Below are 13,080 nucleotides of genomic sequence, written 5' to 3'. Positions count from 1 at the left end.
TTTTGCAAACAACAAAAAGCCAAGTAAGTTAGCTTAAAATAAACTATTGAGGAGTATTTATGCGTTTTTCTAAATCAATGTTAAGTGTTTTGTTATTGGATTCAAGCTCTTTGGTGTTGGCAGCCCCAGCGAATACATTAATTAACTGTGTTGCAACACCTCCAATGAAACTAAGCCCTGCTATTACCAATGATGCTAACGATTTCAACGCCAGCTCTCAGCAAATTTATAACCGCCTGTTGAAGTTTAAAGATGGTGAATTAACTGTTGAGCCAAGTTTGGCTGAAAAATGGGAAATCAGTGAAGATGGTTTAACTTACCTTTTTCATTTAAGGAAAGATGTTAAATTCCATTCAAATAAAACTTTTACACCAACACGCCCTTTAAATGCTGATGATGTACTATTTTCATTTAAGCGTCAGTTAGATGCTAACCACCCATATCATAAGGTATCAGACGGCACATATTTTTACTATCACTGGATGAACCTGCCGAAAATTTTGAAGTCGGTAGAAAAAATTGATGAACATGCCGTGAAAATTACATTACATCAGCCAAATACGCCATTTTTAACCACCGTTGCTATGGATTTCCTCTCCATTTATTCAAAAGAATATGCGGATAAATTACTTGCAGAGGGTAAGCCTGAATTGCTTGATCAAATCCCAATCGGTACAGGGCCGTTTATTTTCCAAGCATATCAAACCGATCAAGATGTTCGTTATACCGCAAATGCGGATTACTTTGAGGGAAAAGCAAAGTTTGATAGGCTTGTTTTTAGTATCACGCCCGATGCAGGCACACGCTATGCAAAATTAAAAGCTGGTGAATGCGATGTGATTGATTTCCCGAATATTTCGGATATTGCTCAAATGAAGCAAGATCCAAAAGTCAATTTATTAGCAAGGGAAGGGCTAAATTTAGCTTATATCGGCTTAAATAATACCAAGCCTGCTTTAAATAATGCCAAAGTTCGCCAAGCATTGCATTATGCAACAGACAAGAAAACCATTGTTGAGGCGATTTATCAAGGGGGGGGAAGCGTTGCCATTAATCCGTTCCCTAATGCGGTATTAGGCTATAACGCTGAGTTGCCACAATATGAATTTAACTTAGAAAAAGCAAAATCTCTGCTGGTGGAAGCTGGTTTTGCAGACGGCTTTGAAACAGAAATTTGGGTGCAACCGGTTGTACGTCCTTCAAATCCAAATCCTCGTCGAACGGCTGAAATTATTCAGGCGGATTGGGCAAAAATTGGGGTAAAAGCCAAATTAGTTACCCACGAATGGGCTGATTTTAATAAACGCACCCGTGAAGGCGAATTTTTTGCCGGAACTTATGGTTGGACAAGTCGCAACGGCGATCCCGATAACTTCCTCTTCCCGTTATTGAGCAAATCCAATATTCCGGGAACAAATTATGGACGTTGGAGTGATGAGAAATTTGAGCGATTATTAGCCACAGCCGTTCAAGCTCAAAACCGTGAGGAGCGGGCTAAGCTCTATCAGCAAGCCGTAGAGATAGTAAATGAACAAACGCCGTTTATTCCTCTTGCTCACGCTATCAACTATGTGCCATTAAGTAAAAGAGTTCAGGGTTTTGTGCAAAATCCGTTTGGTTACACACCATTCTATGGGGTGAGTTTAGCGGAGTAATATGTCATACAAGCGGTCTATTTTTGCCACTTTTTTGCAAAGTTCGGTGGAGAATAGACTGCTTTTCTTTTAGAATGAGCTACCTTTCTGTCTATACGGATAAGATATATGAAAAAGATATTCCCTTTGGCTCTCTTACTTACGCTTACAACTCCAATCAATGCAGATGAAGGTAATCACACTCAGATTTGTGCTGAGCAACAACATCAAATGATTGCTCATCATTTTAAGATTGCTCAAGAGCAACTTTCTGCTCGTGCTTTAGCCTCTGCCTGTAAAACTGCTCCTAACAATTCAGCGGAAACCTTAGTGAGTTATGCGGTTATAGAACCTAAATACAGCAAAGAAAATTATCAAGACGATCACGAAAATACGCCGAAATGGACGTTGTTTGTTGCCCGTGTGAATGAAAATTCGATATTGCAATCGTGGGCAAAGGAAATGGAGATAGACGCTGCTCTTAATGTGAATGCTGATAGCCTTAAAATTGATACCGTCCGTTACATTTTAAACGATAAAGTAAGAGCTTTCGGCGTGAGGTTTAATAACGCTGCTCGTGGTCCAAGTGCTCCTGAGTATTCTGCAAATGATCATTTGATGTTATTTGTGCCGGAAAAAGAAAAGTTAAAACTTGTTTTTGATTATCCGATGGCTTTTTGGTCTATTTTAGATGATAAAGAAACCAAAACGGAAACGACAAACTTGGTATTGCAAATGGATAACAAACAGACCAACGGCTTCAATGATATTATTGTCAAAGCGGATATTACCCAACATATCTGGAGTACGGGGTTTTATGATATAGGCAGGGAGTTAAAATCAGAAAACTATCGCCAAGAAAAAGTGCGATTAAAATATAATGGCAGCCGTTACTCTCCAGTAGAAAAAGCAGAATGGCTGCACTAATTGCAAATTTTTGAGAAAAAATTACCGCTTGTAAGCGGTAATTTTGTTTTTTACGAAGAAATTTTGCAACGAGCTATCTCTTTTTCATAAATAGGTAATGTAAACTTAATTGCATCTTCTTCGCTCATTGCATCTGTGTCTGCTTTTGTTTTTACAAAGAATGGTTTGGTAGTAGCTTTAACAATTTCTTCTTTTTCTTCTGCTGTTGGTGGAATAAATGGTGGTAAGTTCTCATAACCCGCTTGACGTAATAGAACTTCAGCAAGTTTTTGTCCAGCACTGGTTGCAAAGAAATCATCAGCTTCTTTAATTTCTTCTTCAGTCAAGATACCTTTAAAATATGGCTCAAGTACTTCTAGATAGTTTGGATTACCCTCGATGCTACCTAAACACGCACGTTGTATTTCATTGAGTTCATATTCAGATTTAATTGAGTTTACTATCATCGCTCGATTAATAGTCACTTGAAAATCCATATAAGGGCTTTTAATAAGATATTTTTCGATATCAGCAGGATTTGCTGGAGATACAGCAAACGCTTTTTGTGAGTGCGTTATTAAAGCTGCAGAGATAACGAAAGACAAAGCAGAGAATTTAATTAATTTTTTCATCATAGAGTAGAATCCTTGTATTTAAGGGTTAAAATGAGCCTCTTATCTTATCTTATCTTATCTTATCTTATCTTATCTAGATATTTTTTTCGCTAAATAGCAAATTTTTGAGAAAAAATAACCGCTTGTAAGTAACAAGCGGTTATTTTCGTTCATTTTTTGCAACTTAAATTAAAGAAATTTCGCTTTTAACTCTTTTACAACTGCTTTTTGTTGTGCGTTGAGTTTTGTCATTGGTTCACGGCAGTAGCCTGCTTGAACACCTTCTTCTTCTAATAAACCTTTGATGGTTTGGTATAAGCCGTTGCCTAAAATACCTTCAATTAAGTCGTTTGTAACGTGTTGAATTTCAAGTGCTTCTTTGATTTTACCTTGCTGAGCTAATTCAAAAATTTGTCTTGCACGAATACCGTTTACGTTAAAGGTTGAGCCGATTGCACCATCTACGCCTAATACCGCAGCAGGTAACATCATTTCATCAAAACCAGCCCAGATTAGGTGGTTCGGGTAGGCTTTTTTCAAGCGTTCTAATAGGTAGAAATCGCCAGCGGTAAATTTAACACCTAAGATTTTCGGGTTTTTGTAAAGCTCGCCGAATTGCTCAATCCCCATATTCACACCTGTTAGGAATGGAATAGAGTACACGATCATATTATTGCCTGTTTCTGCAATAATGGTGTCGTAGTAGTATTTGATTTCAGGGAAGCTGAATTTGTAGTAGAACGGTGTTACCGCTGATAAGCTGTCATAGCCTAATTCTGTTGCGTATTTACCTAATTCCACTGCTTCTTTTAAGTTTACACTACCCACTTGAGCGATTAAGGCAATGTCATCTTTCGCTTCATCTTTTGCAATGCGGAAGATCTCTTTTTTCTCTTCGGTTGAAAGCATAAAGTTTTCGCCCGTTGAGCCGCCAACGTATAAACCGTCCACTTTCATTTTATCGATGTTGTGGCGGATAATTTGGCGTAAGCCTTGTTCATTGATTGAGCCGTCTTCGTTAAAAGAAACGAGTAACGCACTAAAAATACCTTTTAAACTTTTCATTTGAATCTCCGGAGTTTTTGAAAGAGTTAATTTTTCTTAAAATGATGTTCTGCCCACCAAGCTGCCCCGATTAAGCCGGCATCTTGCCCTGATTTGGCATTTTCTAATGTACAGTGATAAACGGCTGGAAGTTCAGCAAGAAAACGTTGAACGAGCGGTAAATAACCTTCTGCCAAACCCACGCTGCCACCTAACACCACTTTTTGAATATCCAAGCTGATTTTTAAATCAGCAATTAAGTTTGCAATCGCTTTTGCAGATTTTTCCACTAATTCGACCGCTTGTGAGTTGCCTTGTCTGAAACGCTCAAACACCTCTTTTGGCGAACAAGGGGAATCCCATTTGCTGGCGGAGGCTTCAATCGCACGCCCTGCGGCAACGGCCTCCACACAACCGACACGCCCACAGCCACACACAGGCCCGTTCGGATCAGCCAACGTATGCCCGATATGCCCTGCAATGCCGTTTGAGCCGATTTGCAGGTCACCATTTAAAATAATGCCACCGCCGACACCTGTAGATACGGTAATAAAGACGAAATTTTTGACCGCTTGTTGGTCTTCATTTAAATATTCGGCACACACCGCCGCTTGCACGTCATTTAATAACGCAATCGATTTATCGGTATGGCGAGCAATGCTTTCTTTTAACGGAAACTCGGCTAAACCACCCAAGTTTTTCGGATTTAACGCAGTCAGCACACCATTATTGATAATGCCTGTGGAGGCAACTGCAACAAAATCAAATTGCCCTTGATAAATTTGTACAATTTCCGCAATGGCTTGATGTAAACTTTCAGCTTGATCGGCTTGGGGTTTATCGGTTGGGGTTTGAATTTGCTTGCGTTGTTCCACTTGATTGTGCTGAACAATCGCCGTTGCAATTTTTGTGCCGCCAATATCAATCGCTAAACAACGCATACTTTCCCCTATTTTTGAGCCGATTTTACAGAATCCGCAAACCAGCTAACGATATGCTCCAAGCGAGTTAATGCTGAACCAACGGTAACGTAATCTGCCCCAATTTCAATCGCCACTTTGGCAAGCTCTGGCGTGTTATAACGCCCTTCCGCCATTACATTACAGCCTGCGGCTTTTAAATCTTTCACTAATTGATAGTCTGGCTCATCTGGCACTTCACCGCCTGTATAGCCCGACATTGTGCTGCCGACAATATCAAAACCAAGTTGTTGGCAATGCAAACCCTCTTCCAAATTGGAGCAATCCGCCATTGCTAAACAACCTTTTTCGTGAATGCGTTTAACCGCCTCTTCAATGCTGACAGGGCGAGTGCGGAATGTGCCATCAACGGCGATAACATCTGCCCCAGCTTCGGCTAAGGCATCAATATCTTCTAAGAATGGGGTGATACGAACGGGGGAATCTGGCAAATCACGTTTTACAATGCCGATAATCGGCACATCAACAACGGCACGAGTTGCTTTTAAATTTTCTACGCCCTCAATGCGAATGCCTTTTGCTCCACCAATAACAGAAGCAGCCGCCATAGCAGCCACAATTTCAGGTTTATCCATCGGACCATCATCAACCGGTTGGCAAGAAGCAATCAGCCCGTTTTGGATTTTATTTAAAATAGTATGACGAGATACAGACATAATCTTTTCCTTTTTGTACTGCAAAAAGTAGCCATAGACTAGATTTTGTTTATGAAGAAATACTCCAAATAATTATAAACCTATAAATTTTTACTACAAATGGAAAAATAAGAAAATGTGAGCTAGATCTCATTTTTTGTGAAAGTTTAGAAAAAGAAATAGCCGTTAATTTTGCAACTAACGGCTATTTTTTTAGGTTTGAATTAGCACATCTGCACCTATTCCTAATTTATTGTGCAAATTTCTAATCATATTTAGGGTGAGTGGTCGGGTTTTATTAAAAATCTCATAAACCCTGTTTGGTTTACCGATAATCCCATCAAGATCTTTAATTTCCATTCCTTGTTGTTCCATTCTGAATTTGATAGCTTCTATAGGATCAGGTAAGTCAATGTGATAATGTTTGCTTTCATAATTCTCAATGAGGCTTATCATTACATCGAAATAATCTAGCTCATCGGTAGTTAATTCATCTTCACGATCAAATAAAGGCTCAACCGCCTTAAGTGCATTTTGGTAATCTGTTTCCGTTCTGATTGGAGTTATATTCATTTTTTACCTCTATAATTCGATTTCATCAGCGTTTATGCGATCATATTCGGCGTGTGTTCCGATAAATTTTATATAAACAGCCCCTAATCTAAAGGCTACTGCTATGATTAAGCGATGATCATTACCTTTAATATTAAATACAACACGTCTATTTTTCAGGATACTGGCATTTTTATATTGAGCTTTAATATCGTGAGCAGTTTGCCAATTTGCCTTTTTAACCTCTGCTACCCACGCTTTTAATGGTTGCTCTGTTTCGGGATATTTGGTGTAGTAATCAATTAAGGTTGAAGTTGAGATTATTCTCATAATTTTCCTAAATTCAAAAGTCTATCTATATGATAATCCCAATTTGGGATTAAGTAAATATATTGGAGAATTTATAGAAGTAGAAGATAAGATGATGAATTGGCGGAAGTGTATGGGAGTCGAACCCACCCGAGAACGCTGGCGTCCTCAACAGGATTTGAAGTCCTGCCACCTCACCAGAGATGACACACTTCCGAATGTGTAGCAATATTGTACTTTATTTATTAGAATAATCCAAAACATTCTCTCGATAAAATTTTATGCAACAACTATTCCGACAAATTCCCTCACTCGACCTACTTCTGAAAAAGCCACAAGCGGTCGAATTATGCCAAAAATTTGCTTATTCTACGGTTGCAGAACAAGCACGATTATTGATTAACCAAGCCCGTCAATTTATCGCTCAGCATCAAGCATTACCGAGCTTTATCTCAGAGGAAAAGGCATTTTTCTCCATATTAGAAAGCAATCTGCAAGCCTTAAGCAACGTTAAGATCAGAACTGTTTTTAATTTAACAGGCACGGTGCTGCATACTAATTTGGGGAGAGGATTGTGGTCGGAAAAAGCGATTGAAGCTGCCACAAACGCAATGCGACAAAACGTTGCGTTAGAATTTGATATTGATGAGGGCAAACGCTCGCATCGAGACAATTATATATCCGAACTTTTGCAAATCTTAACGGGGGCGGAGGCAGCTTGTATCGTAAATAACAATGCCTCTGCGGTGTTGTTGATGCTCGCCACTTTCGCACAAGGTAAAGAGGTTATTGTTTCTCGCGGTGAACTGGTTGAAATCGGTGGATCATTCCGTATTCCTGATATTATGGCTCAAGCAGGGTGTAAATTGGTGGAAGTCGGCACAACTAATCGCACTCATTTAAAGGATTATCGCAACGCAATCACTGAAAACACTGCCTTTTTGATGAAAGTTCACACGAGCAACTATCATATTGAGGGGTTTACTAGCTCAGTATCGGAAGAAGAGCTAGTCGCACTCGGTAAAGAGTTTAATCTGCCTGTGATTACCGATTTAGGCAGCGGCTCGCTTACCAATATGCAGGCACTCAATTTACCCGCGGAGCCAATGGTGCAACAAAAAGTGGCAGCAGGGGTGGATTTAGTTTCTTTCTCGGGCGATAAATTATTGGGTGGGCCTCAAGCGGGCATTATCGTGGGGAGTAAAGCGATGATTAGCCAACTGCAACAGCACCCACTTAAACGAGTGTTACGTTGCGATAAAGTGATTTTATCCGCCCTTGAAGCAACGCTCCGCCACTATTTATTCCCTGAAAAATTAACGGACGATTTACCGACGCTTAATTTGCTCACACAATCGCTCGAGGAGTTACAGCACAAGGCAGAACGCTTGAAAAACGCCTTAAACAAGCGGTTAAATGCCGATTATATTTTGCAAATTGAGCCGAGCCCCGCTCAAATTGGCAGCGGTGCATTGCCTTCGGAAAGATTGCCATCGGTGGCAGTAACGATTTCCGCTGAAAAACAGCGCGATTTACTTGCGTTAGAAAAACAGTTCAAAACCTACCCAAGCCCCATTATTGGACGCATTGCACAGAGTAAAATGTGGTTGGATTTAAGATCGGTGGCGGAGTTTGAAAAGTTGATTGAGATGTTGGGATATTAGTGACGGTAGGGACAGGTCCTGTGCCTGTCCGATAAATTACAGAAACAGAATAAGATAAAGGAATCCTTATGGATCTACACCACATTCGGGAAGACTACACCAAAAAAGTGCTTTCTATTAAAGATTGCCATTCAAGCCCAATCACCCAGTTTGAGCAGTGGTTGAGTGAAGCTATTAATACGAAAGTGAATGAGCCGACTGCAATGAATATTGCGACAGTTGCAGAGAATGGTCGCCCGAGTAGCAGAATGGTTTTACTGAAAGAAGTTAATCCACAGGGTTTTGTCTTTTTTACCAATTATCAGAGCCGAAAAGGGCTGGAAATTGCTGAAAATCCGTTTGGTTGCTTAACGTTCTTTTGGTCGGAATTACAACGTCAAGTGCGGGTGGAAGGGCGAATTGAGAAAATTCCAGAGGCGGAGTCTGATGCTTATTTTGCCTCTCGTCCTTATACTAGCCGTTTAGGGGCGTGGGCGAGCGAACAAAGTCTGCCGATTGAAAACTACAAAGCGCTATTGTTGAAATCTGCCAAGTTTGCATTGCAATTTCCACTTGAAGTACCTCGTCCTCCGCGTTGGGGTGGTTATATTTTGATTCCAGATTGTATTGAATTTTGGCAAGGAAGAAGTAGCCGCTTGCACGACCGTATTCAGTATAAGTTAGTATCAGGGGCGTGGGAAAAGGTGAGGTTATCGCCCTAAGTTCTGATTTTGAATTTGGTATAAAGAAAGATAGAATATTGGGAGAGCTTTATCTGTAAGGGGGCTATATGGAACTGACGTTATCACACGAATTATCTCAGTTAGATCAGAAAAAAAGTTTTTATACTGATGATGAATTGGAATTGCTAGATAAATTAGAAAAAGGCTTAGTGGAAACTAAATCTCACGATCAGGTAATGGAAAATCTGCGTAAAAAGCTAGGATTAACTGAAAAATGATGAAGTTTGATTACAACATTGTTTGGTTAGAAAAAGCAGAAATTAAATTACTCCATCAAGCGGATTATATTTTGCAACAATCTCAAAATCCGATTATTGCAGAACAATTTTATGACGCAATCAAAAGCGAAGTGGATAAACTTTCCTATACGGCAGATGTTTATCGGCTGCGTAAGAAAAAAGAAATTCCGATTTTAAACGGTAAATATCAAGTAAAATTCCTGATTGGTCAGGAAAATGTTTATATTGTGGATTTTAAATCTGCTCGCCAAAATAGTTACTAATTTATAAGGACTATCAATGATTATCTGTACTGCTGGCCACGTCGATCACGGCAAAACCTCTCTTTTACACGCCTTAACTGGCACGAATACTACCCATTTACCCGAAGAACAAAAACGTGGACTGACGATTGATTTGGGCTATGCTTATTTACCCATTGAGAACGATATTTTAGGTTTTATTGATGTGCCGGGGCATCAGCGTTTTTTATCCAATATGTTGGCTGGACTTGGCGGAATTCATCACGCCTTGTTGGTGATTTCTGCCGAAGAAGGGATTAAGCCGCAAACCGAAGAGCATTTAGACATTCTCCGCCTGCTGAATTTTCAGCACATTATGATTGTGATTACTAAAGCTGATCGAGCTGAAGAGTCGCAAATTCATCAGCTAATTGAGCAAGTGAAAACCGCTTATCCGTTTTTAGCAGAATCGAAAACTTTTATTACTTCAGCGAAAACCTTGCAAGGTATTAAGGAACTAAAGGCGTATTTAATTGAGATTAATCAGCAAAACACTCAAATAAACAAACCGTTTCGTTATGCCATTGACCGTGTGTTTAATGTGAAAGGGGCTGGATTAGTGGTAACTGGCACAACGGTGGCAGGGCAAGTGAGAGTTGGTTCAGTGCTATTTTTATCGAACGGTAAAAAAGTGCGTGTGAAAGCCATTCATGCCCAAAATACGCCATCGGAAACGGGTTCTGCTGGGCAACGTTTGGCGTTGAATATCGCTAATGTAGAAAAAGAAGAAATCAAGCGTGGCGATTGGATTACCGAGCTTGAGCCAACATTTGCGACCGATCGCATTACCGTCCAACTTACCGCTAACCAAGCCTTCAAAGAGAATAGCATTATTCACTTGTACCATTTCGCCTCGCATATTACGGGTAAACTCAATTTACTTGAGGGCAAACAAGCGGTCAAAAATCAGCAATTTTTTGCAGAAGTGATTTTAGACGAGCCGTTACATATTGCGGTAAATGATAAGTTGATTATCCGTAGTGGCGATGATAGCCAAACATTAGCGGGGGCGGAGGTGCTAGAGATCCACTCACCCAAACGCCACAAACGCACCGATGAACGTTTGGCATTGGTAAAAAATTTAGCAAAAACGACCGCTTGTAATGATTTTGCCGCACGTCTTAATCTCTATCTGCAAAAAAAAGCCATTGATTTGCCATTGCTATTATGGGCGGAGCAATTGACTACGAAAGCGGTAGCAAAATTAGGGTTTGATGTCTCTTCAAAATGGCTATTTAATCACGAATTTAAATCCCAAGCCCAACAACGGGTGATAGAAAACATAACAACCTATCACCAACAACATCAAGATCAAATAGGCGTCACCAAAGCACGGCTTTATCGTATAGCATTATTGGATTTGCCCGAAAGTTTAGCCAATCAATTTATTGAAGAGCTAGTGGCAGAAAACCGATTAGCAAACAGCCGAGGCTGGTTACATTTGCCTGAACATCGTGTTGAACTTAATGCAGAAGAGTTGCAAATGTGGCAACAAATTCGACCGCTTTTTGAGGCAACTAACCAAGCACTTTGGGTGCGTGATGTAGCAAGCCAGCTTTCTGTAGAGGAGGTGCAAATGCGTAATCTTTTATATAAAGCAGGAAAATTAGGCTATCTTATTCCTATTGTGAAAGATCGCTTTTTATTAAGTGAACAAATCAGTGAATTCGCGACCTTAATTAAGCGGTTTGTGGCAAAACAGGGAGCGATTTCAGTCAATCAATTGCGTGATGAATTAGGCTATGGGCGAAAATTAACCGTGCAGTTAATAGAATATTTTGATCGTTCAGGCTTTTTAAGACGTAAAGGTGATGTGCATTTATTAAGAGATAGCAAAACGTTTTAGGTAGGGGTAAAGCTAAAATAAACCGCAATAAATAACGCATAAATGAATGCACAAAAAAGGCACTTGCCAAACGCAAGTGCCTTATGTTTTACACAATCATTTATTAATGATTATTTCCAACGGTAACCTACACCTGCACCTACTACTGGAGAGCCAGATGTGGTTGCAGAAGCACCTACTTTATAGTTAAATTTACCGCTATTAGAGTTACCCGTTAAACCGATAGCAATCGCTTGTTGGCCATTATAATGACCTGCACCTGCCGTGATGTAGTGAGCACCTTTTTCGCCCGCAGTTGGCATCATAGATAACGCGGCTGTGCCTGCAATACCAGCACTTAGGTTTTTGTCAAGCTTGTTTACTCGAGTTTCTAACACAGTTGTTCTGTTTTCTAACGCAGATACTCTAGCTTTAGTTGGTGTAATGTCTGACACTTGTGTTGCTAAAGTAGTTACTTGGCCTTTTAACGTATCGAAATTAGTTACATCAACTTTGTTAACAAGTGCATCTGTATTGCTTCTAATTTTAGCTGCATTGCCATCAATCTTAGTTTTGTTGGTTTCTGTAGCAGTTTTGTTTTTCGCAATGTTAGCTTTGTTGCTTGCAACGCCTGCTTTATTTTCTACAATATCCATTGCATTCTTATCAGTTGCTTCTGCAACAGAATTCACATAGCCCACTGTTTCAGCAATTGTTTCTTCAACATATTCAACATCCGCTTTATTTGCCTGTAATTTTGCAATTTCAGTATTATTGTTGTTTACATTATCTTGAATGTAGTAGAAGTCTCTTTGCTCTACTTTGGTTTTTAGTGCGTCTGCGTTCGCGTTTACTTTTGCGTCAGTGTCGGCAAAGTTTTTAGCGGTGTCTGCTTGGTTAGCCGTAATTTGTGCCTGAAGGCCTTCAATTTTAGCAACTTCTGCTTTGTTGTTAGCAATATCTGCTTTATTTTCTGCAATATCCATTGCATTCTTATCAGTTGCTTCTGCAACAGAATTCACATAGCCCACTGTTTCAGCAATTGTTTCTTCAACATATTTAACATCTGCTTTATTTGCCTGTAATTTTGCAATTTCAGTATTATTGTTGTTTACATTATCTTGAACGTGGTAGAAGTCTCTTTGCTCTACTTTGGTTTTTAGTGCCTCTGCGTTCGCGTTTACTTTTGCGTCAGTGTCGGCAAAGTTTTTAGCGGTGTCTGCTTGGTTAGCCGTAATTTGTGCCTGAAGGCCTTCAATATCCATTACATTGTTATTAACTATGTCTGTAAGACCGTTTACATAAACTGCTGTTGCAGCAATGTTTGCTTGGTTGAATATAATATCAGATGCTATATTTGCTACAGTATCTACATCCTTTTTAAGACGAATAATTTCTTCAGCAGTTGCAACTATTGCTATACTAGTATTAGTTGCAAACTCGTCGATATTTGAGTTTTTCTTTACTAATGTATCATTTGGACCTGGAATATAAAAGCTAATTGGATTTTTACTAATATCATTAGCTATACCCATACCACTCATTCCCATAATTGCTAATGCCGTAACAACTACAAGTGATTTTGAGCGAGACGTAGCTAATTCTGAGCAAGCCACAGATTGACCAAGTGCATTTTTCTTCACTTTAAAAATTTTGTTCATAATAGAAACTCCAT

Annotated in this window: 14 protein-coding genes and 1 tRNA gene; 7 read left to right on the top strand and 8 right to left on the bottom strand. The window is 39.6% G+C overall.

From position 1 onward, the window contains the following. Positions 1-59: 59 nt before the first annotated feature. Positions 60-1,655 carry an ABC transporter substrate-binding protein gene (locus tag ACERCF_RS03995; RefSeq protein WP_373624688.1) on the top strand — a complete coding sequence of 532 codons (1,596 nt, stop codon included), beginning with the start codon at positions 60-62 and terminating at the stop codon, positions 1,653-1,655. Positions 1,656-1,763: 108 nt separating this feature from the next. After that, complete coding sequence (locus ACERCF_RS03990; RefSeq protein ID WP_373624687.1) at positions 1,764-2,561, top strand: PA3715 family protein; 798 nt, start codon at positions 1,764-1,766, stop codon at positions 2,559-2,561. A gap of 50 nt (positions 2,562-2,611) precedes the next feature. Here ACERCF_RS03990 and ACERCF_RS03985 read toward each other — a convergent pair whose 3' ends face one another. From ACERCF_RS03985 to ACERCF_RS03955, 7 genes are all read right to left on the bottom strand, one after another. After that, positions 2,612-3,175 (bottom strand): DUF2059 domain-containing protein, encoded by a 564-nt coding sequence (locus tag ACERCF_RS03985; RefSeq protein WP_373610249.1) that lies wholly within the window; start codon positions 3,173-3,175, stop codon positions 2,612-2,614. Between the two features lie 168 nt (positions 3,176-3,343). Further along, positions 3,344-4,219: an N-acetylneuraminate lyase gene (nanA, locus tag ACERCF_RS03980; RefSeq protein ID WP_373610248.1), complete on the bottom strand. Its 876-nt coding sequence runs from the start codon at positions 4,217-4,219 to the stop codon at positions 3,344-3,346. 26 nt (positions 4,220-4,245) lie between these two features. Then, positions 4,246-5,139 (bottom strand): N-acetylmannosamine kinase, encoded by an 894-nt coding sequence (locus tag ACERCF_RS03975; RefSeq protein ID WP_373610247.1) that lies wholly within the window; start codon positions 5,137-5,139, stop codon positions 4,246-4,248. Positions 5,140-5,147: 8 nt separating this feature from the next. Then, on the bottom strand, positions 5,148-5,834 hold the full coding sequence (locus ACERCF_RS03970; protein ID WP_373610246.1) for an N-acetylmannosamine-6-phosphate 2-epimerase: 687 nt from the start codon (positions 5,832-5,834) through the stop codon (positions 5,148-5,150). Positions 5,835-6,026: 192 nt separating this feature from the next. Further along, entirely contained in the window at positions 6,027-6,386 is a 360-nt protein-coding gene (locus ACERCF_RS03965; protein WP_373610245.1) for a helix-turn-helix domain-containing protein, read from the bottom strand. Between the two features lie 9 nt (positions 6,387-6,395). Further along, on the bottom strand, positions 6,396-6,695 hold the full coding sequence (locus ACERCF_RS03960; RefSeq protein WP_373610244.1) for a type II toxin-antitoxin system HigB family toxin: 300 nt from the start codon (positions 6,693-6,695) through the stop codon (positions 6,396-6,398). Positions 6,696-6,795: 100 nt separating this feature from the next. Beyond that, positions 6,796-6,890 (bottom strand) — tRNA-Sec (locus tag ACERCF_RS03955). A 65-nt stretch (positions 6,891-6,955) separates the two neighbouring features. Here ACERCF_RS03955 and selA point away from each other — a divergent pair. From selA to selB, 5 genes are all read left to right on the top strand, one after another. Then, on the top strand, positions 6,956-8,338 hold the full coding sequence (selA, locus tag ACERCF_RS03950; protein ID WP_373610243.1) for an L-seryl-tRNA(Sec) selenium transferase: 1,383 nt from the start codon (positions 6,956-6,958) through the stop codon (positions 8,336-8,338). A 68-nt stretch (positions 8,339-8,406) separates the two neighbouring features. Continuing rightward, complete coding sequence (gene pdxH, locus ACERCF_RS03945) at positions 8,407-9,039, top strand: pyridoxamine 5'-phosphate oxidase (RefSeq protein ID WP_373610242.1); 633 nt, start codon at positions 8,407-8,409, stop codon at positions 9,037-9,039. 68 nt (positions 9,040-9,107) lie between these two features. Further along, entirely contained in the window at positions 9,108-9,278 is a 171-nt protein-coding gene (locus ACERCF_RS03940; protein WP_192919070.1) for a hypothetical protein, read from the top strand. Further along, positions 9,275-9,562: a type II toxin-antitoxin system RelE/ParE family toxin gene (locus ACERCF_RS03935; RefSeq protein ID WP_373610241.1), complete on the top strand. Its 288-nt coding sequence runs from the start codon at positions 9,275-9,277 to the stop codon at positions 9,560-9,562. Before ACERCF_RS03940 ends, ACERCF_RS03935 begins: the two co-directional genes overlap by 4 nt. A 16-nt stretch (positions 9,563-9,578) precedes the next feature. Further along, a complete protein-coding gene (selB, locus tag ACERCF_RS03930; RefSeq protein ID WP_373624686.1) occupies positions 9,579-11,426 on the top strand; it encodes a selenocysteine-specific translation elongation factor in 1,848 nt (615 codons plus the stop codon). A gap of 110 nt (positions 11,427-11,536) precedes the next feature. Here the strand turns inward: selB and ACERCF_RS03925 are convergent, their stop codons facing one another. Further along, entirely contained in the window at positions 11,537-13,066 is a 1,530-nt protein-coding gene (locus tag ACERCF_RS03925; RefSeq protein WP_373624685.1) for a YadA-like family protein, read from the bottom strand. Between the last annotated feature and the right edge of the window lie 14 nt (positions 13,067-13,080).

Origin of the sequence: Mannheimia kashgarensis, from assembly GCF_041807705.1 — a bacterium.
In the GTDB taxonomy this organism is placed as follows: Bacteria; Pseudomonadota; Gammaproteobacteria; order Enterobacterales; family Pasteurellaceae; genus Mannheimia.
The sequence above is the reverse complement of the archived record's forward strand: the minus strand, read 5'-3'. Positions and strand labels throughout refer to the sequence as shown.

Bases quoted from the DNA above. Each gene is read 5' to 3' on its own strand.
- ACERCF_RS03975 (WP_373610247.1), bottom strand. From the start codon at position 5,139: ATGCGTTGTTTAGCGATTGATATTGGCGGCACAAAAATTGCAACGGCG.
- nanA (WP_373610248.1), bottom strand. From the start codon at position 4,219: ATGAAAAGTTTAAAAGGTATTTTTAGTGCGTTACTCGTTTCTTTTAAC.
- ACERCF_RS03940 (WP_192919070.1), top strand. From the start codon at position 9,108: ATGGAACTGACGTTATCACACGAATTATCTCAGTTAGATCAGAAAAAA.
- ACERCF_RS03935 (WP_373610241.1), top strand. From the start codon at position 9,275: ATGATGAAGTTTGATTACAACATTGTTTGGTTAGAAAAAGCAGAAATT.
- ACERCF_RS03965 (WP_373610245.1), bottom strand. From the start codon at position 6,386: ATGAATATAACTCCAATCAGAACGGAAACAGATTACCAAAATGCACTT.
- selA (WP_373610243.1), top strand. From the start codon at position 6,956: ATGCAACAACTATTCCGACAAATTCCCTCACTCGACCTACTTCTGAAA.
- ACERCF_RS03970 (WP_373610246.1), bottom strand. From the start codon at position 5,834: ATGTCTGTATCTCGTCATACTATTTTAAATAAAATCCAAAACGGGCTG.
- pdxH (WP_373610242.1), top strand. From the start codon at position 8,407: ATGGATCTACACCACATTCGGGAAGACTACACCAAAAAAGTGCTTTCT.
- selB (WP_373624686.1), top strand. From the start codon at position 9,579: ATGATTATCTGTACTGCTGGCCACGTCGATCACGGCAAAACCTCTCTT.
- ACERCF_RS03985 (WP_373610249.1), bottom strand. From the start codon at position 3,175: ATGATGAAAAAATTAATTAAATTCTCTGCTTTGTCTTTCGTTATCTCT.
- ACERCF_RS03925 (WP_373624685.1), bottom strand. From the start codon at position 13,066: ATGAACAAAATTTTTAAAGTGAAGAAAAATGCACTTGGTCAATCTGTG.
- ACERCF_RS03995 (WP_373624688.1), top strand. From the start codon at position 60: ATGCGTTTTTCTAAATCAATGTTAAGTGTTTTGTTATTGGATTCAAGC.
- ACERCF_RS03990 (WP_373624687.1), top strand. From the start codon at position 1,764: ATGAAAAAGATATTCCCTTTGGCTCTCTTACTTACGCTTACAACTCCA.
- ACERCF_RS03960 (WP_373610244.1), bottom strand. From the start codon at position 6,695: ATGAGAATAATCTCAACTTCAACCTTAATTGATTACTACACCAAATAT.